The sequence below is a fragment of the Caulobacter sp. DWR2-3-1b2 genome, assembly GCF_049896345.1.
In the GTDB taxonomy this organism is placed as follows: Bacteria; Pseudomonadota; Alphaproteobacteria; order Caulobacterales; family Caulobacteraceae; genus Caulobacter.
The window spans coordinates 342910-362858 of sequence record NZ_JAFCUC010000002.1; the positions used below are offsets into that span (position 1 = coordinate 342910).

At 66.7% G+C, this 19949-nt stretch carries 15 protein-coding genes, 1 tRNA gene and 1 pseudogene; 7 read left to right on the forward strand and 10 right to left on the reverse strand.

Annotation, left to right across the window (positions count from 1 at the left end):
* Nucleotides 1–53: 53 nt before the first annotated feature.
* On the reverse strand, nucleotides 54–1727 hold the full coding sequence (locus ACP694_RS07960; protein WP_426011831.1) for an electron transfer flavoprotein-ubiquinone oxidoreductase: 1674 nt from the start codon (nucleotides 1725–1727) through the stop codon (nucleotides 54–56).
* Nucleotides 1728–1901: 174 nt separating this feature from the next.
* On the opposite strand from ACP694_RS07960, the gene ACP694_RS07965 reads away from it, so the two are divergent.
* Both ACP694_RS07965 and ACP694_RS07970 read left to right on the forward strand, forming a co-directional pair.
* On the forward strand, nucleotides 1902–2723 hold the full coding sequence (locus tag ACP694_RS07965) for a uracil-DNA glycosylase (protein ID WP_426011598.1): 822 nt from the start codon (nucleotides 1902–1904) through the stop codon (nucleotides 2721–2723).
* Nucleotides 2724–2803: 80 nt separating this feature from the next.
* Nucleotides 2804–4351: a lytic transglycosylase domain-containing protein gene (locus ACP694_RS07970; protein WP_426011599.1), complete on the forward strand. Its 1548-nt coding sequence runs from the start codon at nucleotides 2804–2806 to the stop codon at nucleotides 4349–4351.
* Between the two features lie 230 nt (nucleotides 4352–4581).
* Here the strand turns inward: ACP694_RS07970 and ACP694_RS07975 are convergent, their stop codons facing one another.
* From ACP694_RS07975 to ACP694_RS07985, 3 genes and pseudogenes are all read right to left on the reverse strand, one after another.
* Complete coding sequence (locus ACP694_RS07975; RefSeq protein WP_426011600.1) at nucleotides 4582–5067, reverse strand: glycosyltransferase; 486 nt, start codon at nucleotides 5065–5067, stop codon at nucleotides 4582–4584.
* A gap of 26 nt (nucleotides 5068–5093) precedes the next feature.
* Nucleotides 5094–5199: pseudogene (locus ACP694_RS07980) on the reverse strand (hypothetical protein).
* 24 nt (nucleotides 5200–5223) lie between these two features.
* Nucleotides 5224–6315: a PA0069 family radical SAM protein gene (locus ACP694_RS07985; RefSeq protein ID WP_426011832.1), complete on the reverse strand. Its 1092-nt coding sequence runs from the start codon at nucleotides 6313–6315 to the stop codon at nucleotides 5224–5226.
* Nucleotides 6316–6519: 204 nt separating this feature from the next.
* Between ACP694_RS07985 and ACP694_RS07990 the strand changes: the two genes are divergently transcribed.
* On the forward strand, nucleotides 6520–6672 hold the full coding sequence (locus ACP694_RS07990; protein ID WP_426011601.1) for a hypothetical protein: 153 nt from the start codon (nucleotides 6520–6522) through the stop codon (nucleotides 6670–6672).
* A 44-nt stretch (nucleotides 6673–6716) separates the two neighbouring features.
* Nucleotides 6717–7508 carry an exodeoxyribonuclease III gene (locus ACP694_RS07995; protein WP_426011602.1) on the forward strand — a complete coding sequence of 264 codons (792 nt, stop codon included), beginning with the start codon at nucleotides 6717–6719 and terminating at the stop codon, nucleotides 7506–7508.
* Nucleotides 7509–7522: 14 nt separating this feature from the next.
* Here the strand turns inward: ACP694_RS07995 and ACP694_RS08000 are convergent.
* The 3 genes from ACP694_RS08000 to ACP694_RS08010 all read right to left on the reverse strand — a co-directional run bounded on the left by ACP694_RS08000 (nucleotide 7523) and on the right by ACP694_RS08010 (nucleotide 10014).
* A tRNA-Cys gene (locus ACP694_RS08000) sits at nucleotides 7523–7596 on the reverse strand.
* 87 nt (nucleotides 7597–7683) lie between these two features.
* The gene (locus ACP694_RS08005) at nucleotides 7684–8745 is read right to left on the reverse strand and encodes a class I SAM-dependent methyltransferase (protein ID WP_426011603.1); all 1062 of its coding nucleotides are present in this window, start codon (nucleotides 8743–8745) and stop codon (nucleotides 7684–7686) included.
* Nucleotides 8746–8787: 42 nt separating this feature from the next.
* Nucleotides 8788–10014 (reverse strand): class I SAM-dependent RNA methyltransferase, encoded by a 1227-nt coding sequence (locus ACP694_RS08010; RefSeq protein ID WP_426011604.1) that lies wholly within the window; start codon nucleotides 10012–10014, stop codon nucleotides 8788–8790.
* A gap of 266 nt (nucleotides 10015–10280) precedes the next feature.
* Between ACP694_RS08010 and ACP694_RS08015 the strand changes: the two genes are divergently transcribed.
* Nucleotides 10281–10943, forward strand: a complete 663-nt coding sequence (locus ACP694_RS08015; protein WP_426011605.1) for a hypothetical protein — start codon at nucleotides 10281–10283, stop codon at nucleotides 10941–10943.
* 186 nt (nucleotides 10944–11129) lie between these two features.
* Here the strand turns inward: ACP694_RS08015 and ACP694_RS08020 are convergent, their stop codons facing one another.
* The gene (locus ACP694_RS08020; RefSeq protein ID WP_426011606.1) at nucleotides 11130–11873 is read right to left on the reverse strand and encodes a TlyA family RNA methyltransferase; all 744 of its coding nucleotides are present in this window, start codon (nucleotides 11871–11873) and stop codon (nucleotides 11130–11132) included.
* A 54-nt stretch (nucleotides 11874–11927) separates the two neighbouring features.
* Entirely contained in the window at nucleotides 11928–13691 is a 1764-nt protein-coding gene (locus ACP694_RS08025) for a class I adenylate-forming enzyme family protein (protein ID WP_426011607.1), read from the reverse strand.
* Nucleotides 13692–14233: 542 nt separating this feature from the next.
* On the opposite strand from ACP694_RS08025, the gene ACP694_RS08030 reads away from it, so the two are divergent.
* Together ACP694_RS08030 and ACP694_RS08035 are read left to right on the forward strand one after the other, a co-directional pair.
* Nucleotides 14234–14500: a hypothetical protein gene (locus ACP694_RS08030; protein ID WP_426011608.1), complete on the forward strand. Its 267-nt coding sequence runs from the start codon at nucleotides 14234–14236 to the stop codon at nucleotides 14498–14500.
* A 222-nt stretch (nucleotides 14501–14722) separates the two neighbouring features.
* Entirely contained in the window at nucleotides 14723–16783 is a 2061-nt protein-coding gene (locus tag ACP694_RS08035) for a calcium-binding protein (protein WP_426011609.1), read from the forward strand.
* Nucleotides 16784–16937: 154 nt separating this feature from the next.
* Here ACP694_RS08035 and ACP694_RS08040 read toward each other — a convergent pair whose 3' ends face one another.
* Entirely contained in the window at nucleotides 16938–19814 is a 2877-nt protein-coding gene (locus ACP694_RS08040; protein ID WP_426011610.1) for a valine--tRNA ligase, read from the reverse strand.
* Nucleotides 19815–19949: the final 135 nt, after the last annotated feature.

Here is a 19949-nt window from a genome sequence, read left to right on the forward strand (position 1 = left end):
AGAATGGCGCTAAGAAAAAGGCGCGGTCCGGGCGATCGGACCGCGCCTTGCGCTTACATGTTCGGATAGTTGGGCCCGCCGCCGCCTTCGGGCGTGGTCCAGACGATGTTCTGCGACGGATCCTTGATGTCGCAGGTTTTGCAGTGGACGCAGTTCTGGGCGTTGATCTGGAAGCGCGGATCGGTCCCCTGCTCGTTGTAGAGCACCTCATAGACGCCCGCCGGGCAGTAGAGCCGGGCGGGTTCGCCGTACTTGGGCAGGTTCACGGCGATCGGGATCGACGGGTCCTTCAGCTTCAGGTGGGCCGGCTGGTCTTCCTCGTGATTGGTGGCCGAGATGAACACCGAGCTCAGTTTGTCGAAGCTGATCACGCCGTCCGGCTTGGGATAGACCAGCGGCTTGTAGTCCTTGGCCAGGCCCGTCGACTCCGCGTCGGTCTTCTCGTGCTTCATCGTGCCGAAGAACGAGAAGCCGCCGGTCAGGTGGGTCACCCACATGTCGAACATGCTGACCGCGCCGCCGAGGGTCGTGCCCAGCTTGCCGATCAGCGGCTTGGCGTTGCGGACGACCTTCAGTTCCTTGGCGACCCACGAGTTCTCATAGGCGGTCTGGTATGCGACCAACTCGTCGCTGGCCCGGCCCGCGCCCAGCGCCGCGAACGCGGCCTCGGCGGCCAACATGCCGGTCTTGATGGCGTTGTGGCTGCCCTTGATGCGCGGCACATTGACGAAGCCGGCCGAGCAGCCGATCAGCGCTCCGCCGGGGAAGGTCAGCTTGGGCACCGACTGATAACCGCCCTCGGTGATGGCCCGCGCGCCATAGGCGATGCGCTTGCCGCCTTCCAGGTGCGGCTTGACCGAGGGATGGTGCTTGAAGCGCTGGAATTCGTCGAACGGCGACAGCCAGGGGTTCTTGTAGTTCAGGTGCACCACATAGCCGATGGACACGTAGTTATCGCCGAAATGGTACATGAAGCTGCCGCCGCCGGTCGTCTGGTCCAGAGGCCAGCCCGTGGTGTGCTCGGCCAGGCCCGGCTGGTGCTTCTCGGGCGGCACCTGCCACAGCTCCTTGATGCCCAGGCCAAACTTCTGCGGCGACTTGCCGGCCGCCAGGTCGAACTTGTTGATCAGCTGCTTGGCGAGCGAGCCGCGCACACCCTCGGCGATGAACACATATTTGCCGTGCAGCTCCATGCCCGGCTGATAGTCGCCCTTGTGGCGGCCGTCCTTGGCGATGCCCACCACGCCGACGATCACGCCCTTCAGCGAGCCGTCATCATTCCAGACCGTGTCGGAGGCCGCGAACCCCGGATAGATCTCGACGCCCAGTTCCTCGGCCTGGGTCGCCAGCCAGCGCGACAGGTTACCCAGGGAGGCGATGTAGCAGCCGTCATTGTGCATGAACGGCGGCAGGGCGAACATCGGCAGGGCGATGTCGCCTGACGGACCCAGCACACGGAAGACATCCTTGGTGACCGGCGTTTCCAGCGGCGCGCCCAAGGCCTTCCAGTCGGGGAACAGCTCGGCCAGGCCCCTGGGGTCGATGACCGCGCCCGACAGAATGTGGGCGCCGACCTCGGAGCCCTTCTCCAGCACCGCCACCGAGACCTCGGTTCCGGCCGCAGCCGCCATTTGCTTCAGCTTGATGGCCGCCGACAGGCCGGCCGGACCACCGCCGACGATGACCACGTCATATTCCATCGACTCGCGTTCGAGCTCTGGGCTCAGCTCTTCGCTCATGGGGTCTCCCGTGCGGGCGCACGCTGCCCGCGTTCTTGCTGTTTGAGTCGAAGCTTATCGGGACGTGACGCCGGGGTGGTCAAGAATAAACGCGCGTCTATTGCTGCGATGCAGCGCGGCGTGACCGTGGCGACGTTCGAAAGTTCGTACTAAGATGAAGGCATGGACCTCGCCGTCGATCCGCGCGCCGTGGAAAGCCTGCTCGCCTTCTGGGCCGATGCGGGTGTCGAGGCCTCGTACGCCGACGAACCGATCGACCGCCTGGCCGAGGGCGCGGCGATGCTGCGGGCCCGTCGCGAGCCCGCGCCCCCCGTCGCCGTCGCGCCCATCGCCGCGCCAGCCTTCGGACGCGGGCCGGACCTCGACACGGTCGTCACCCAGGCCAAGGCCCTGGCTGGCGCCTGCAACGACCTGCCCGCCCTGGCCGCTGCCATCGCCGCGTTTGACGGCTGCCCGCTGAAAACCCAAGGCGCGCGCCAGGCCGTGGTGTCGCGCGGTCCCGTTGACGCCCCCCTGATGGTCATTGGCGAAGCGCCTGGCGCCGACGAGGATGCGCAAGGCGCGCCGTTCGTCGGCAAGGCGGGCCAGCTATTGGACCGCATGCTGAAGGCTGCGGGCCTGTTGGACCGCGCCTTCGTCACCAACACCGTGTTCTGGCGGCCGCCGGGAAACCGCACGCCGACCCCCCAAGAACAGGCCGCCTGCGCGCCGTTCCTCGAAAGGGCCATCGAATTGGTGCAACCGAAGATGCTGCTGCTGGTCGGCGGAGCCTCGGCCAAGAGCATCCTCAGTCGCGACGAGGGCATTTTGTCGCTGCGCGGTCGGTGGTTCGAATGGACCTCCAGCGACGGCCGAACCGAGCTTCCGGCCCTGCCCACCTTGCATCCGGCGTTCCTGTTGCGGCAGCCGGCCGCCAAGAAAAAGGCCTGGATCGACATGCTTATGCTCAGTGAGAGGCTTGATCGCCCGCACCGTCCCAACTAGAGACTCAGGGGGCCAGTTGGACACGGCCAGCTTTTGGGGACGCGTGGGGGGCCTCTTCGGAGGTCAGGCGCGGAAACGCTTTGCAGCTTCTAGCTCGCCCTCTGGCCGTTTTGTCGGCCTTCGTGATTGGTGTCGTGGCGGCGTTCGGCGCGCACGCGTCGTCGCTTGAGCCGCTGTCCGAAAGCGACGCCCGCCACTACCGCGCCGCCTTCGCCGCCTCCGACCACGGCGACTTCGACGCCGCCGAGGCCGCCCTGGCCAACACCCGCGACAAGAGCCTGACCGGCCGCCTCGAATTTTCCAAGGTCATGCACCCGCGCGCCTATGCCGCCAGCTACGATGAGTTGACCGGTTGGATCGACGCCTATGGCGATCAGGCCGGGGCCGACCGGGTCTATGCCCTCGCGGTCAAGCGCAAGCCGGTCAAGGTCGCCGCGCCTCGGGCGCCCGCCCTGTTCGTGGCCAGCGCCAAGGGCCCCGCCCCGGCCGACAAGTCCCGTGCAGCGCGTGAGGCCTACTATTCCGGCGACGTGAAGAGTGCCCTCAGCCTGGCCCAGGGCGCGGGCGAACCCTGGATCGCCGGCCTGGCCGCCTTCCGCCTGCAGGCCTATGCCCAGGCCCGCACCTATTTCGAGCGGGTCGCCAATGACGACAAGCAGGACGAGTGGCTGCGCTCGGCCGCGTCGTTCTGGGCGGCGCGTTCCGCGGCGTCCAACGGCCAGACCGGCGACGTCGAGGACCTGCTGAGCGCCGCAGCCCGTGCGCCCCAGACCTTCTACGGCATGATCGCCGCCCGCCAGCTGTCGATGGCCGGCCAGCAGTTGGCCCAGGACGACCCGATCGCCGCGCTGCTGACGAAAGTGTCCTACGACGGCCCGGACGTCGCCTCTCTGGGCCGATTGCTGACCGCCGATCCCCGCGCCCGCCGCGCCGCCGCCTTGGCCCAGATCGGCCGCTGGAGCGAAGCCGGCCAGGAACTGCGCGCCGGCCTTTCCCTGGCCAGCGACAAGGCGCGGGGCGATTGGACCGCCCTGACCCTGGCGCTCAACGAGAAGGCCCCGCTCAATGCGGGTCGCCCCGCCGGCCGGGTCGGCGGCGAGGACTATCCCCTGCCCCTGCTGGAGCCCAAGGGCGGCTTCACCATCGACAAGGCCATGGTCTACGCCCTGGTGCGCCAGGAGAGCCGCTTTGACCCCTATGCCGTGTCGGGCTCCGGCGCCGTGGGCCTGATGCAGCTGATGCCGATCGCTGCGGCCCGCGCGGCCGGCGACGACAAGCTGCTGGCCGACAACAGCCCGCTGCTCGACCCGGGCTTCAACCTGCGGGTCGGCCAGGACTATTTCACCTGGCTGATGGACAGGGGCCTGCAGAGCCCCGACCTGTTCCGCGCCGTGGCGGCCTATAATGGCGGTCCGGGCGCCCTGCTCAAGGCCCAAGGCCAGCTGGGCGGCGCCGACTGTGACCCGCTGATGTTGATCGAGAGCCTGCCGGCCCTGGAAACCCGCAACTATGTCGAGAAGGTCATGGCCTCGTACTGGACCTATCGCAAGCTGATGGGGGCCGAGACGAGGACCCTGGACGCGGCGGCCAGCGGGGCTCGGGTGATCGATTTTCGGCTGGATCAGTAGGGCCGCCACGGAGCGGTGTGAGGGTGAGAGGTTTCACCGTTAGCCGGGAAATCCCGATTTCTACCGTTGAGTCTGCAATTGAGGGGTCGCTCCTTTATGGAGCGATCTGCGACACAGCGGGAGCCCTCCCAACGGTGCTCCGATCGGCGAGTGTGTAACCTCTCACCCTCCCACCGCCTCCGGCGGCGGGCCCCTCCCTCTCTCAAAGAGAGAGGGATTCGCGGCCGCCTCTACACCCGGAGTCGTAGGGCCTTAGGCTTCAGCCGCCTCAGTAAGGCCTTTAGGGGATTACCACCCGGCTTGAACCCGCCAGCCGCCTCGACGGCCTCCAGCTTGACCAGCACCGCCAGCGGCCGTCCCGGCAGGCCCAGAGGCCCCGGCGCGGCGACGAACGCGGGCTTGCCGCCGCCGCCGGCCAGATGCGCCTCGACGGGCACGCGCCAGGCTTCCGGTAGGGTCAGGTCCTCCCCGAGGGCCAGGATCCAGGCGCTCGTGGCCGCCGCGCAGCCGGCCGCCAGCCGTGTCCCGGCGTCGCCCTGCACCGTGACCACCCGCGCGCCGCTGTCCTCGGCGATGTCGAGGGTGGCGTCGGTGGAGCCGGCGTCGGCGAAGATCACGGTCTTGACCAAGCCATCGACCGCGGCGGGCACCAGCAGGGTCAGGACCTGGATCAGGCGCGCGGCGCTGTTGTGGGTGGGCAGGACGACGGAGATCATGGGGCTGGTTCAGGCGATTGCGGGGCTTAGGTCAAGGGGCGCCGTGCGTCCTTCGAGGCCCGCTGCGCGGGCGCCTCAGGATGAGGAACTCAAAAGCAACCTACTTACCTCATCCTGAGGTGCGAGCCGCAGGCGAGCCTCGAAGGACGCACAACCTCAAAACAGCGACAGCTGATCTCCTGCCTTGGTCGGCACGGCGAACTGGGTCAGGTCCATCGGTCCCAACCGCCCCGTCAAGCCGAAACGCTTCTTCGCCAGATCGAACCGCTGGCCCATCACCTCGGCGACCGGCCCCTCGCCCGTCATCCGCTTGCCCCATTCCGAACTATAGGCCGCCCCACCGCGCATCTGGCGGACCAGCGACATCACCCGCTTGGCGCGGTCGGGATGCTCGGCGGCCAGCCATTCCTCGAACAGATCCTTGATCTCCAGCGGCAGGCGCAGGGCCACGTAGCCAGCGGAGGTGGCGCCGGCGCCGGCGGCGGCCTCCAGCACCCCCTCCATCTCGTGATCGTTCAGCGACGGGATCGACGGCGCGAACATCACCGTGACCGGCACGCCCGCCGCCGTTAGCTGCCGCACGGCGTCGATCCGGCGCTTGGGCGTGGCGGCGCGCGGCTCCATGCTGCGTGACAGCCGGTGGTCCAGGCTGGTGATCGACACCGCCGCCCGCGCCAGACCCGCCTGGCCCAGCGGTCCCAGCAAATCCAGGTCGCGGGTGATCAGCGCCGACTTGGTGATGATCGAGAACGGGTGGCGAAACCGGCCCAGGGTCTCGATTACCGCCCGGGTCACGCGAAGCTGCTTCTCGTCGGGCTGGTAGGGATCGGTGTCGCCGCCGATATGGATGATCTTCGGCGCGTAGCCCTTCTTGGACAGCTCGCGCTCCAGCAGCTTGCCGGCCTCGGGCTTGAAATAGATCTTGGTCTCGAAATCCAGGCCTGGCGAGTGGCCGAGATAGGCGTGGGCCGGGCGTGCATAGCAGTAGATGCAGCCATGACTGCAGCCACGATAGGGATTGATCGAGGCCTCGAAACCGATGTCGGGACTGTCGTTGCGGGCGATGATGCTTCGCGACTTCATCGGCTGCAGCGTGGTGGCGATCTGGGCCGGCTCCTCCTCTGCGGCCCAACCGTCGTCGAAGGTTTCACTAACCTGGCTCTCGAAACGACCGGTGCGGTTGGACTTGGCCCCACGGCCGCGCGCGAGGACGGGAGGATGACCTGGGAGATTGGCGGGGGCGACCATGGCCAGATCATGGATCATCAGCGAGAACAATTCAAGAACACGCTGTGTCGCGGCCCTGATGGCCCTGCTTGGACATCGGGCGTCGCGCCGAAGTCGCCGCTCAAATCCGCCCCGATGGCCGACAGCGAACCTTGACCGTTGCAATCTCCACCATCAGGCCCGCCGGGTTACCGTCGCCCGGCCGCTCGTACCGGGACGCTCTCCATGACCACCACGCCAGAAGACAGTGCCGCCACCGAGGTCGAAGCTCCGCACTCCGCCAAGGTCGGCGTCGTCGACACCAGTCACAACGTCACTACCGCCTTCAACGAGCCGATCAACGGCCCGATCGCCGACCTCGCCGACGGCGACGCCTGAAGTCCACGACCGCCGGCGGCGCGCCTGCCCCTTGGCGACGTCTCGTGCGTTTGCTGCGGGCCATGAAGATCGCCACCTTCAACATCAACAATATCAACAGGCGGCTCGACAACATGGTCGCCTGGCTGGCCGAGGCCGAGCCCGACGTCGTCTGCCTGCAGGAGCTGAAGGCCGAGCAAGGCTCGTTTCCTGCCGACGTCCTGGCCCAGCTCGGCTATGGCGCGGTCTGGCGCGGCCAGCGCCTCTGGAACGGCGTCGCCATCCTGGCGCGCGGCGCGCAGCCGGTGCTGACCCGCACCGCCCTGCCCGGCGCGCCAGAGGACCTCCAGGCCCGCTATATCGAGGCGGCGGTGGATGGCGTGCTGATCGCCTCGCTGTACCTGCCCAACGGCAATCCCCGACCCGGACCGAAGTTCGACTACAAGCTAGCCTGGTTCGCCCGCCTGATCGCCCACGCCGCCGCGCTGAAAGCCACCGGCGCGCCGGTGGTCTTGGCCGGCGACTATAATGTCGTGCCAACCGAAGCCGACCTCTATCAGCCGCATTCGTGGAAAGACGACGCGCTGCTGCGGCCCGAGGTCCGCGCGGCCTACCAGGCGTTGCTCGCCCAGGGTTGGACCGACGCCCTGCGCGCCGCCCATCCCGAGGGCCCGCTCTGGACCTTCTGGAGCTATCTTCGCCACCGCTGGCCGGCCGACAAGGGCCTGCGGCTCGACCATCTTCTGCTGACCCCCGACCTGGCCGAGCGCTTGGTCGAGGCCGGGGTCGATCGCTGGACGCGTGGCGAGGAGGACGCCAGCGATCACGCGCCGGCCTGGGTCGTGCTGGATCGCTAAAAGGCGGAAAAGGTTGGAGGCCCGGCCCGGAATCGAACCGGGGTGCACGGATTTGCAATCCGCTGCGTAACCACTCCGCCACCGGGCCATCCGGCGTCAACGCAAGGTGCGTCGGCGAAGAGGTCGGTTCGATACAGGAGCCCGCCGGACTAGGCAATGGCCATGATGCGGTGGCTCAGGCGGGCTTTTCCAGCAGCAAGGCCTTGGTGAGGAAGGCTTGGTCCTGATCAATCAGACGCAGGCCCGCGCCGCTGAACAGGGCCGGCAGATCGGTCTCGGCATAGGTCGAATAATAGGGCTCGTGGAAATAGGCCGGGAACGCTTCCAGCAGGCGCGACAGGTTCGGCTCGTCGGCCGGCTGCACCGAATCGGCGAAGGCCAGCACGCCGCCGGGCTTCAGCACCCGGGCGATCTCGGCGGCCACCACGGGGCGAACGCGCGGCGGCAGTTCGTGGAACAGGTAGACGCAGGTCACCGCGTCCAGGCTGGCGTCGGCGAAGGGCAAATGTTCGGCATTGGCCTGCACCCCGCCGCGCTTGGAGCGACTGCGGGCGGCGGCCAGATAGGCTCTCGACAGGTCCAGCCCGCCAATCGCGGCGCGGGGGAAGGCGCCGTCCAAGTCACAGAGAAACGAGCCTGAGCCGCAGGCCAGGTCGATCAGTTTCAGGCCGCGCTGGTCCTGACCGCGCCAATGCTTGGCGAGCAGCGACAAGGCTCGCCGGCGCATGGCCCCAGCCGCACCGGAAAACAGCGCCTCGACCTGGGCCTCGTAGCGCTGGGCGCTGGCGTCGGTGAACCAGCCGCCGGACTGGTAATGGAAGTTCTGGCGATAATAGGTTGGATAGCCCTGGCTTTCCGGCTCGTCCCGCACCTCGACCCCGTCGCCCCGGCGACGGCGTTGGTCGACGGCCTTGGCGTCGGCGATGACGTCCAGCGCTCGGCGGAAAGCCTGGGCCGGATTGCGCGGCCCGTCTTCCATCGGCGGATAAAGACCGGCGGCGACATCGGCGGTATCCTTGTCGAAGGCGGCCAGATAGGCCCTGCGAAGTCGAGCAGCGGAAACCGGCGGCCCCTGGGGTTCGAACTTGGTCTTGGCCTCGCCGCGTGTCGGATTGGCCAGGGCGCGGGTCACGCTGCCCGCGGCGCCCCACCAGGCGGCCTTGACCGCCGCCTTGGCCCGTTGGCTGGCGCCGTCCAGGGCGAAGGCGCTTCTGCCGCTGCCGCGTTGCTCGTCCATCACCATCTCCCGGACGGCCCCGCCTCCAAGGCGTGGGCCGACCTAGCGCGAAAACACCCCGACTAGCTCAATATGGGGTGACCATAGGAACTGGTCCACCGGCAAGACCCGCTCCAGGCGGAAACCGGCCTGGATCAGCACCTTGGCGTCGCGGGCGAAGGTGGCGGGATTGCACGAGACGCCCACCACGCGGGCGACCTTGGAATTGGCGATCTCGACATGCTGCTCGAACGCCCCGGCGCGGGGTGGGTCGAGCACGGCCACGTCGACCTTCTTCAGCTCCATCGACAGCATCGGCCGGCGCGCCAGGTCGCGGGCCTCGGCTGTGATGGCCTTCAGGCCGGTGGCGGTGCCAACCGCGCCCTTCAGGGCAGCGATGGCCAGGGCCGAGCTGTCGGCGGCGTGGACCCCGCCCACCTGCGCCAGGCGGAAGGTGAAGGTGCCCACCCCGCTATAGAGATCGACGATCCGCGAGGCCCCCTGGGCGGCCTCGACCGCGAACTCGACCATGGCCTGCTCGGCCTGTGGCACGGCCTGCAGGAAGGCGCCGGCCGGCAGGGCGACGATGGCCGGACCCAGTTTCACGATCGGCTGGCGGGCCATGTAGATCATCTCGCCGGCCAGGGTGACGCGGGCGAAGTCCGACTCACCAGCGATCATCGCCGCCCGAACCCGAGCGTCGGACGACAGCCCGCCGCTCTTGGCCTCGACGCCGGTGATGTCGATGTCCAGGCCCGTGGCTGTGATGGTGACGTGCAGGGTTGGGGCCGACTTCGGGTGTTCCATGAACGGACCGGCCAGGCGTCGAAGGGCCGGCAGGGCGGCGACCAGCTTGGGGTTGGACACCGGACAGACCTCGATCTGCACCAGGTTCCACGAGCGACGCTCCTTGAAGCCCAGGCGCACCCCGCCCTTGCCGCCGCGAGCATGCAGCGCCACCCGGCGACGCGAGTTCGGGGGCGAGGCGAAGGTCGGCAGGATCTCGGTCTCCAGGCCCTCGAAGGCCAGCTGGATGCGGATTTGCTCGCGCTTCCAGTCGAGATAGGGCTGGGCGTCCCAGTGCTGCAGGGCGCAACCGCCGCAGACACCGAAATGTGGGCAAGGCGGCGCCACGCGGTCGGCGCTGACCTCCAGCACGTCGAGCAACTCACCGCGCGCGCCGCTCATCTCGGCCGTCACCAACTCGCCGGGCAGGGTCAGGGGGATGAACGCCCCCGCCGACAAGCCGTCGCCCTGGGCGCCGACCGCCTCGATCCTCAGTTCACGCATGGCAGATCGTCCGTCCGTCCGGCGAAACCTTGACCGGTTCCGCGCATTTCAAAAGGCGCGTGAGCGCCGCCACGTCTACGCCACGATCGACGCCGACAAGCTTTCGAGACGTCCCATAGCGCATTCGCGCCCTCCGAGGGTGAAATGAAGGCGCGTGAGGGGGCTGAAGATGAACGGGTCGCTCAACAGCCGTTCATCAAGAGCTTGGCAATTTGCGGTGAAGGTCGGGCCTTCTGGATCGGCGGACCCGTTCGAGGAGCTACTCAATGATGTTCAAGACCGTTCTCGGCCTCGTCAGCGCCGCCGCCCTGGCCAGCGCCATGGCCCCGACTCTGGCCTCGGCCCAAGCCTATGGCGCCTATGGTAATTCCGGGGCCTATGCCGGCAACCGCAGCAACTATGACAGCAACGGCTCTTACTACGATCCCTGCCGCCGCAGCACGACGCAGCGCGGCACGGGCGGAGGTCTGATCGGGGCTGGCATCGGCGCGGCGATTGGCAGTGGCGTGTCGGGCCACGGCGCCCGCACCGAGGGCACGGTGCTCGGCGGCCTGGTCGGCGCGATCGCTGGTTCGGCGATCGGTCGCAACTCTGCCGCCTGCAGCCCCGGCGCGGCTCCGCCGCCTCCGGCAGCTTACAACCAGGGGGCCTATAGCCAGGGCGCCTATAGCAGCCAACCCTATGATGACCGCTATGACCGCGACCGTCAGGACGACCAGGCCCGTTATGAGGATAGCCGTTACGGCGACCGTCGCGGCGGCTACAGCTACCAGTCCGAGCGCTCCTACACGGTGACTGACAGCAGCAAGGCCGACGTCAACGGCTGCACCCTGGCCGAAAGCCCGATCTACCTGCCCGATGGCCGCGTTCAGAAGCGCTTCGTCCGCGTCTGCCCCGACGCCCAAGGGCGTTATCAGGTCGTCGATTAGGGTTTTCCCCTTTCCCAAAGGGAGAGGTTGGGGCCCGCGCGAAGCGTGGGAGGGTGAGGGGTCTGGACGTCAGCCGGCGTGCCCGCCGAGCGTTCGTGGGAAATCGGTGAGGGTGTAACCCCTGACCGTCCCATGCTTCTTCGAGCGCGGGTCCCTCCCTCTCCCGCTGGGAGAGGGTTTCGAATTCTAGCCCTTCACCGCCCACAGCAGGTGTTCTTCCTGCCCGTCGCCGCCGGTGATCGGGCTGACGGTTACGCCCTTAATCGTCCAGCCCTGGGCCTCGACGAAGGCCGAGACCGAGGCGATGCATTCGGCGATGATCGCCGGGTTCCTGACCATGCCGTTCTTGCCCACCCGTCCAAAGCCGGCCTCGAACTGCGGCTTGATCAGGCAGACGAGATCAGCGCCCTCGGCGGCCAGGTCCAGCGCCACCGGCAGCGCCTTCTCCACCGAGATGAAACTGACATCGCTGACCACCAGGCCGGGCGTCTCGTCCAGATAGCCCTCGTCGAGGATGCGGGCGTCGACGCCTGACAGATCGACCACCCGGCCGTGGTTGGCCAGGCGCGGATTGAGCTGGTCACGGCCGACGTCGCAGGCAAAAACCTTCTCAGCGCCGCGTTCCAGCAGGACCTCGGTAAAGCCGCCGGTCGAGGCGCCGACGTCCAGCGCCACCTTGCCCATCACATCGATCGGCCACATGTCCAGGGCGTGGACCAGTTTGAGGGCGCCGCGCCCCACCCAGGGATGGGGTGGGCGGCCGTCCAGCTTGGCGCTGGTCTCAAGCAACTCGGCGGGCTTCTTGACCACATGGCCGTCGGCGGTGATCAGTCCGGCCTCGATGGCGGCGCGAGCCTTGGCGCGGGTCTCGAACAGGCCGGTCTCGACCAGCAGGATATCGGCGCGCTTATAGGTGGGGGGGGAGGTCATGGCCGCCGTTTAGCACAGTCCTCCCCCACGGGGGGAGGACCTTCAGGCCCGCGCCTACCCCTCGACGAACACCTTCTTCAGCTCGTTCTTCATGATCTTGCCGTTGGCGTTGCGCGGCAGGGTCTCGTGCCAGAAAACGATCTTCACCGGCACCTTGAAAGCGGCCAGGCGGTCGGCGACGAAGGCGCGAAGCTCGGCCTCGCTAGCCTCCGCGCCCGGCTTCAGGGTCACGACGGCTGCCGGCTCCTCGCCCAGGGTCTTGTGCTCGATGCCGACCAGGGCGGCGTCCATGACTGCGGGGTGCTCATAAAGGAGGTTCTCGACCTCGATGCAGTAGATGTTCTCGCCGCCCCGGATCAGCATGTCCTTGGCCCGATCGACGATGTAGCAGAAGCCTTCCTCGTCGAGCCGCGCCAGGTCGCCGGTCTTGACCCAGCCCTCCACGAAGGTCTGGGCGGTGGCTTCCGGCTTGTTCCAATAGCCCTTCACCACCTGGGGGCCCTTGCACCACAGCTCGCCGACCTCGCCGACCGGCAGTTCGCGATGCGGCGCCTCGACGGTCATGATCTTCAGGTCGGTGACCGGCACGGCCGGGCCGCAGCTGTCTGGACGGTTTTCGTAGTCCTCGCTCGAATTGCTGGTGGCTGTGGCCGAGGTCTCGGTCATGCCCCAGCCATTGCCGGGCGAGGATTTCGGCCAGATTTCCTTGATCTTCCGCACCAGTTCCGGGGCCGAGGGCGCGCCGCCATAGGCCACCGTCTCTAGCGAGGACAGGTCGTACTCGCCGCGACGCGGATGCTCGATGATCTGCCAGGCGATGGTCGGCACGCCGCCCATCTGGGTCAGTTTCTCGTCCTGGATCAGCTGCATGGCCTTGTCGGGATCCCACTTGCGGATCATAGCCAGCTTGGCGCCGGCGAACAGCGAGGGGTTCATCACCGCGAAACAGCCGGTCGCGTGGAAGAACGGCACCGAGATCAGCGACCCCTTCTGCGGCAGGCTGGGATCAGGCTGGGGCGGGGCCTCGCCGCGACGCAGGAAGCTGCGGGCTCCGGCGGCGGCGGCTGCGAAAATATTGCTGTTGACGTTGCGGTGGGTGCCCAGGGCGCCCTTCGGTTTTCCGGTCGTGCCCGAGGTGTAAAAGATCGTCGCGTCGTCTTCGGGACCGAGCGACACGGTCGACAGCGGCTTTTCGTCCAGCGTGATCCAGTCGTTGGGGGCGCCGATCACCTTCTCCATCCGCTTGACGTAGGGATGGGCGATTTCTTCCTTCGAGCGGCTGACATAGACCAGCGTCAAGGCGGGGCAATTGTGCAGGTGCTCGGTCAGGCGCTCGAATCGCTCGACGTCCATCACCGCCACCGAGGCGCCGCTGTCGATCAGACCGTATTCCAGCTCCTGCCCGGTCCACCAGGCGTTCAGCGGCGTCATGATCGCGCCGAGGCTTAGGCCGGCATAGAAGGCCACCGGCCATTCGGGCAGGTTGCGCATGATCAGGGCGATCCTGTCGCCCTTCTTGACGCCCGAGGCTTCCAGCTCGGCGGCGAACACCGTCACGGCCCGATAGAAGGCCTCGAAACTGACCCGCTCGTCCTCGTGAACCAGGAAGATCTTCTCGCCGTGCGTGCGGCCCGCCAGCAGGGTGTCGCGCAGGGTCGGCGGGCAGTTCTTCCAGACCCGGGTCATCACACCCCGGATGTCGATCTCCTCCATCTCACCGGCCGTGCCCGGCGCGGTGATCATGGCATAGGCCTGCTTGACCGACATGGCGGGCCAGGGGATGGCGGCGGGGGTGGGCGCGGGCGCGGCCTGGGTCATGTTTACTCTCCCGGTGTGTGGTCGCGCCTCGTTGGACGAGCGCGTTTCTCTCGCGAGAAAGCACAGGCCGAGGCCCGATGCAAACGTCTGTTCGAACGTAAGGGAACGACGATAAGTTAGAGAGGCTCATCCCCTTGCGGGCGCGTGCCATGACGGCGCTGGGCCTCCGCCAGTCTACAGTGACGCGCCAGCCGCCCAGGCTCCGCCGTCCCCGGCCCGCGGCTCTTGGGCGTGGGACGCGACCGCCGGGCGGTAGAGTTGGTTTCCCTGCTGATCCCGCGATCCGCCCGCAGAGCGAACCACCCGCAGAGCGAACCGCGTTCGGTCGCTTCCTATTTTGACCCCATCAGCGTCCAGCCGAAGCCCCAAAGGAACGTCAGCCTAGCGGCACGTTTCGCTAGATGGGAAATCGCATGCGTTGATTTCTGACCCTCGGCGCCGCCACGATCGCGCTCGCCATCACCGCCCCCGCCCTGCAGACTGCGCCGGGCCAGAACACGGCCCCGGCGGCCTCCGCTCAAGATTCGGGCGCCACAGCAACTATGACGGCTCCCGCAACGCCAGCGGCTCCGGCGGCGGCCGCCGCGCCCGTCACCGCCGGCCAACCCGGCAAGGACAATACCGGCGCAGTCATCGGCTCGGTCGTCGAGGTCAAGCCCGACGCCTCCGGCAAGTCGATGGCCACCATCAAGATGGACCACAAGACTTTCGCGGTGGACGTCGCCATGCTGGCCGTTCGCGACGGCGCCACCCTGATCAACGCCAGCAAGGCCGAGATACAAGGCATGATGGGGGCCGCGAAGAAGTAGGCACAGCGGACTTGTAGGGGGGGCGCGCACCCCAAGGCGCGGACACTGGGCAGACCGGCAAGCCGCTTGCCTTGAGGGGGCGTCCCGCTCTTGCGGGCCATAGTAGTTGGGATCTGGCGGGGCTATGAAGCGCCCCCTCGCCGTGCAACCTATGGCAGGATCGCGCGGTTTAACGTGGAGCCCGCGTGACAGTGGGGACCGCAGGCTTGCGTGAGGTTTGACATGGCGTTGCTGGTTGGAACAAACTTCGACGACAACCTCGTCGGGACCGCAGATGACGACACGCTCCTGGGTCTCGATGGCGCGGATACCCTGGATGGCGGCGGCGGGAACGACTTCCAGGACGGCGGCGCGGGCAACGATACGCTCTATGGTCTTGTCGGCGCCGACATTCTGCAGGGCGGCTTGGGGGACGACCTTTACGTAATCAGCGACGCCGCCGTGCGCGTTCGGGAGTCGGCCGACGGCGGGAATGACACGCTGATGACCTATGTGGATTTCGAGCTCGCGGGCGGCATCGAGAAGGTTCGGGTGCTCGACCCGGGCGCCATCAAGATTTTTGGCTCGAACGACGCCGAACAGATCATGGGCTATCTGGGCGACAACTATCTCAGCGGCGGCGGCGGGAATGACGCGCTCTACGGCCATGGCGGTAACGACAAGCTGGATGGCGGCGCGGGCGACGACTGGCTTGACGGCGGCGACGGCGGATCCGTGGACGGCGGCAGCGACGTCCTTTTCGGCGGCCTGGGTGCGGACGGCCTGGCAGGCCGGGACGGCGACGACTGGCTGGACGGCGGAGCCGGCGCCGACCTGATGATCGGCGGCGTCGGAAATGATAGCTATGTGGTCGATGACATCGGCGACCGGGTCATCGAGAGGCCGAACGAAGGTGTGGACCTGGTTCTTTCGTCGATCACCTTCGCGCTGGAGGGCGGGGTCGAGCAACTGCGATTGCTGGGCTCCGGCGCGATCAACGGCTTCGGCTCGAACGACGCCGAGCGGATCATCGGCAATCTGGGCGATAACTATCTGGGCGGCGGCGGTGGAAACGACGCGCTCTACGGCAGCGGCGGCGCCGATCATATCGACGGCGGCTCCGGCGACGATTGGCTGGACGGCGGCGACGGCGGGTCGGTCGATGGCGGCGACGACGTGTTTTTTGGCGGCCTTGGGTCAGACGGTCTCGCCGGGCGGGACGGCAATGACTGGCTGGATGGCGGCGCCGGCGCCGACCTGATGTTCGGCGGCCTCGGGGATGACATCTATGTGGTCGATGACGCCGGCGATCAAGTCGTCGAGGCCGCAGGTGAAGGGTTCGATCTGGTCCTGGCGTCGGTCAGCTACCAGTTGCAGGGGGGCGTCGAGCGGTTGGAGTTGCAGGGAAACGCCGCGATCAACGCTTTCGGCTCCGCCGACGCCGAGCAGATCAACGGCAATAACGCTTCCAACTATCTGTTCGGGGGCGGCGGCGATGACATTTTAAGGGGTCAAGCCGGCAACGACACTCTCGACGGCGGCGCGGGCGACGATTTGCTGATTGGTGACGACAGCTATCCCCGGTCGTTCCCAGAAAACGACATCCTGTTCGGCGGCGCCGGTTCCGACTTTCTCGATGGTGGATTAGGCGCCGACTGGCTGGATGGCGGTACCGGCGGCGATAACATGTATGGCGGGAAAGGCGACGACATCTATATCATCGACGACGCAGGCGACGGTACGACTGAGTACTTCAACGGCGGGTATGACATCGTCTATTCGTCAGTCAGTTACTCCTACGCCTTCCCCCATTACCCCTATCGCACGTTTATCGAGGAACTGCATCTGACCGGGACAGCCTCGATCGACGCCACTGGATCGGATTACGGCGAAAAAATCTTCGGCAATGCCGGCAACAACGTCCTGCGCGGCGGCAACTCCGGGACCAGTCTGGGAGTGGACGGTGTCGATTGGCTGGATGGCGGCGGCGGCGACGACACCCTGTACGGCTCGAGCCCCGACAACCGCACCTATTATGGCGGCTACTCAATCGACCAGTTCTCGTTCGGGCCGGGCGGCGGCCACGATCACATCATCGATTTCCATTGGGCCTACTGGAATACGCGCAGCAACGTTTCCGAAGACATCCTGGATCTGTCGTCCGAGAAGGCCGCCGGGACGACATGGACGATCCAGCAGGTTGGCTACGACACCCTGATCAGCCTTTCCGATGGCGACAGCATCGTCCTGGAGGGCGTGACCGCCAGCCAGCTTCAGCAGAATTCCAGCGGCTGGATCTTCTGATCGCTTGGAAAGTGTCGATCGCCGCTCGCTGATAAGGCCAAGATCGCCTTGGTGACCTGATCTAGACAACAGCGGTTTGCCCGCCCTCGGACTGCGCCGAGGGCGGGTCAGCAGTCGATAAACCGGCCGACGGGATCGACAGGCGTCAGGCCCCTTACCCCACCGCCACCAACCGCGCCAGGGCCGCTTCCAGCTTGGCCTTGGCGGCTTCCGCGTCAGCCAGGCGCTCGCGGTTCTCGGCCACCACCTCTTCCTTGGCTCGGGCCAGGAAGTCCGGGTTGCCCAGCTTCCTGGCCGTCTTCTCGATCTCGCCGACATGGCCGGCGATCTCCTTGGCCAGGCGAGCCTTCTCGGCGGTCAGGTCGATGAACTCGGCAATGGCCAGGGCCCCCGTCGCCTCACCCAGCACGAAGGGCACGGCGCCGGCGGGCGGCGCTTCGGCCTCGCGGGCGCTGTCCAGGCGGGCCAGGCTCAGCAGCAGGTCGCGGTGGCGGGCCAGGCGGGCCTTGGTCTCGGGATTGGCGCCGATCACCGTCAGCGGCGGCTTGGCGCCGGGCGGGACGTTCATCTCGGCGCGGACGGAGCGGATCTCGCCCACCGTCTCGACCAGCCAGCCGATCTCGGCCTCGGCCTCGGCGTCGATCCAGCTTTTCGGAAGTTCCGGCCACTTTTCGACGATCAGCATGCCCGTGCGGGGCGCGCCGAATTCGGCGGTCTTGTCCCACAGCTCCTCGGTGATGAACGGCATCACGGGGTGCAGGAGCTTGAGGATCACATCCAGCGCCCAGGCGGCAGTGGCGCGCGTCTCCGCCTTGGCCTCGGCGTCGTCGCCATTGAGGATCGGCTTGGCCAGCTCGACATACCAGTCGCAGAACACGTTCCAGATGAACTTGTAGAGCGCGTCGGCCGCGTCGCTGAAGGCCGGCGCCTCCAGGGCCCGCGTCACCTCGGTGACGGTCTTGACCGTCTCGCCGCGAATCCACTTGTTGATCGGTTGCTTCACCGTGGACGGGTCGAAACCCTCCACGCGGACGCACTCGTTCATCTGGGCGAAGCGTGAGGCGTTCCACAGCTTGGTGCCGAAGTTGCGATAGCCCTCGATGCGCTGCTTGGACAGCTTGATATCGCGCGCCTGGCCCGACATCGCCGTCATGGTGAAGCGCACCGCGTCGCAGCCCAGCTCGTCGATCAGGATCAGCGGATCCATCACATTGCCCTTGGACTTGCTCATCTTGGCGCCCTTTTCGTCGCGGACGAGGGCGTTGATGAACACCTGCTTGAACGGGACTTCGCCCATGAAGTGCAGACCCATCATCATCATCCGGGCCACCCAGAAGAAGATGATGTCGAAGCCGGTGACCAGGGTGTTGGTCGGATAGAACTTGGCGAGGTCGGCGGTCTTGTCCGGCCAGCCCAGGGTCGAGAACGGCCACAGCGCAGAGCTGAACCAGGTGTCAAGGACGTCTTCGTCTTGCTTCAAGACAACTATATTTCCGCCAGACTCAGAACTTCCCAAGCCAGATTCTGGGATGCTTACTCTCTCATCGCCATAGTAGTCTCGTGCCTCTGCGAGAGCCTCTTCGGCAGTCTCAGCCACGAACATATGAGGCGTGAGATGCTCCAACTTCATAGTGGTTTCAGTTCGTTCGACAACGCGCGGCCCATACCAAACTGGGATGCGGTGCCCCCACCATAGCTGCCTGCTGACGCACCAAGGTTCGATGTTTCGCAGCCACTCGAAGTAGGTCTTTTCCCAATTCTTCGGCTCGAAGACCGTTGCGCCCTCTTCCACCGCCTTGATCGCCGGCTGCGCAAGCGTGTGCGCATCGACGTACCATTGATCCGTCAGGCGAGGCTCGACCACCACTCCGGAACGGTCGCCATGTGGCACCGCATGGCGGATTTTTTCAATCTCCCGCAGCCAACCTTCATTTTCAGAGATCGCAACTATCGCTTTCCTAGCGCTGAAACGATCGAGGTTTCGCAGTTCAGCCGGCAACTCATGCAGGGGTGCGCTGGGCTCAAACTTTCCATTTTCAACTACCCACCGCTTCGGGCGGGCGAGCGTTGATCCACGCTCATCGAAAACGTCGATGAAAGCCAAGCCGTGGCGCTTGCCGACCTGGAAGTCGTTGAAGTCGTGGGCGGGCGTGATCTTGACCGCGCCCGAGCCCTTGGTCGGGTCGGCATAGTCGTCGGCGACGATCGGGATGCGGCGGCCGATGATCGGCAGGACCACGTCCTTTCCGACCAGGTCCTTGTAGCGTTCGTCCGAGGGATGGACGGCCACGGCGGTGTCGCCCAGCATCGTCTCGGGACGCGTTGTGGCCACGACGATGAAGTCGCGGGTCTCATATTCGGTAGCCTTGCCGTCCTCGTCGAAGGCGACCGCGTGCTGGTAGGTGACGCCGTCCGCCAACCGATAGGCAAAATGCCAATAGAAGCCGTCGACCTCCTTCTGTTCGACCTCAAGGTCGGAGATGGCGGTCTGGAACTGCGGGTCCCAGTTGACCAGGCGCTTGTCGCGATACAGCAGATTCTGCTTGTAGAGCTGGACGAACACCTTGCGGACGGCGGCCGACAGACCCTCGTCCAAGGTGAAGCGTTCGCGCGACCAGTCGCAGCTGGCGCCCAGGCGGCGCAGCTGGTTGACGATCTCGCTGCCGCTCTCGGCCTTCCATTCCCAGATCTTCTCGACGAAGGCCTCGCGGCCCATCTCGCGCCGGCCGACATTGCCGGCGGCGGCCAGTTGGCGCTCGACAACCATCTGGGTGGCGATGCCCGCATGGTCGGTGCCCGGCAGCCACAGGGCCGATTTGCCGCGCATCCGGTGGAAGCGCGTCAGCACGTCCTGCAGCGTGTTGTTCAGCGCGTGGCCGATGTGCAGCGAGCCCGTGACGTTGGGCGGCGGGATGACGATGGTGAACGACTCGGCGTTCGGGTCCTCGCTCGGCTTGAAGGCGCCAGAGGCCTCCCAGGCGGCGTACAGGCGGGGCTCGATGGATTTGGGATCGAAGGTCTTTTCAAGCATGGCGCTGCGGGTATGCCATCTGCGGCCGCTCGGCGAAACCGTGGGCCTTGGTTCAACAGGGATTTTGGGACGGAAAAAGGCGGTCGCCGGAGCGACCGCCTTCCAAATTCCGGGCCGTCACCGCCGCGCGAGCGA

Excerpts from the sequence above, each read along its gene's own strand:
- ACP694_RS07965 (WP_426011598.1), top strand. The coding sequence starts at position 1,902 with ATGGACCTCGCCGTCGATCCGCGCGCCGTGGAAAGCCTGCTCGCCTTC.
- ACP694_RS07975 (WP_426011600.1), bottom strand. The coding sequence starts at position 5,067 with ATGATCTCCGTCGTCCTGCCCACCCACAACAGCGCCGCGCGCCTGATC.
- ACP694_RS07985 (WP_426011832.1), bottom strand. The coding sequence starts at position 6,315 with ATGGTCGCCCCCGCCAATCTCCCAGGTCATCCTCCCGTCCTCGCGCGC.
- ACP694_RS07990 (WP_426011601.1), top strand. The coding sequence starts at position 6,520 with ATGACCACCACGCCAGAAGACAGTGCCGCCACCGAGGTCGAAGCTCCG.
- ACP694_RS08005 (WP_426011603.1), bottom strand. The coding sequence starts at position 8,745 with ATGGACGAGCAACGCGGCAGCGGCAGAAGCGCCTTCGCCCTGGACGGC.
- ACP694_RS08010 (WP_426011604.1), bottom strand. The coding sequence starts at position 10,014 with ATGCGTGAACTGAGGATCGAGGCGGTCGGCGCCCAGGGCGACGGCTTG.
- ACP694_RS08015 (WP_426011605.1), top strand. The coding sequence starts at position 10,281 with ATGATGTTCAAGACCGTTCTCGGCCTCGTCAGCGCCGCCGCCCTGGCC.
- ACP694_RS08020 (WP_426011606.1), bottom strand. The coding sequence starts at position 11,873 with ATGACCTCCCCCCCCACCTATAAGCGCGCCGATATCCTGCTGGTCGAG.
- ACP694_RS08025 (WP_426011607.1), bottom strand. The coding sequence starts at position 13,691 with ATGACCCAGGCCGCGCCCGCGCCCACCCCCGCCGCCATCCCCTGGCCC.
- ACP694_RS08030 (WP_426011608.1), top strand. The coding sequence starts at position 14,234 with ATGACGGCTCCCGCAACGCCAGCGGCTCCGGCGGCGGCCGCCGCGCCC.
- ACP694_RS08035 (WP_426011609.1), top strand. The coding sequence starts at position 14,723 with ATGGCGTTGCTGGTTGGAACAAACTTCGACGACAACCTCGTCGGGACC.
- ACP694_RS08040 (WP_426011610.1), bottom strand. The coding sequence starts at position 19,814 with ATGCTTGAAAAGACCTTCGATCCCAAATCCATCGAGCCCCGCCTGTAC.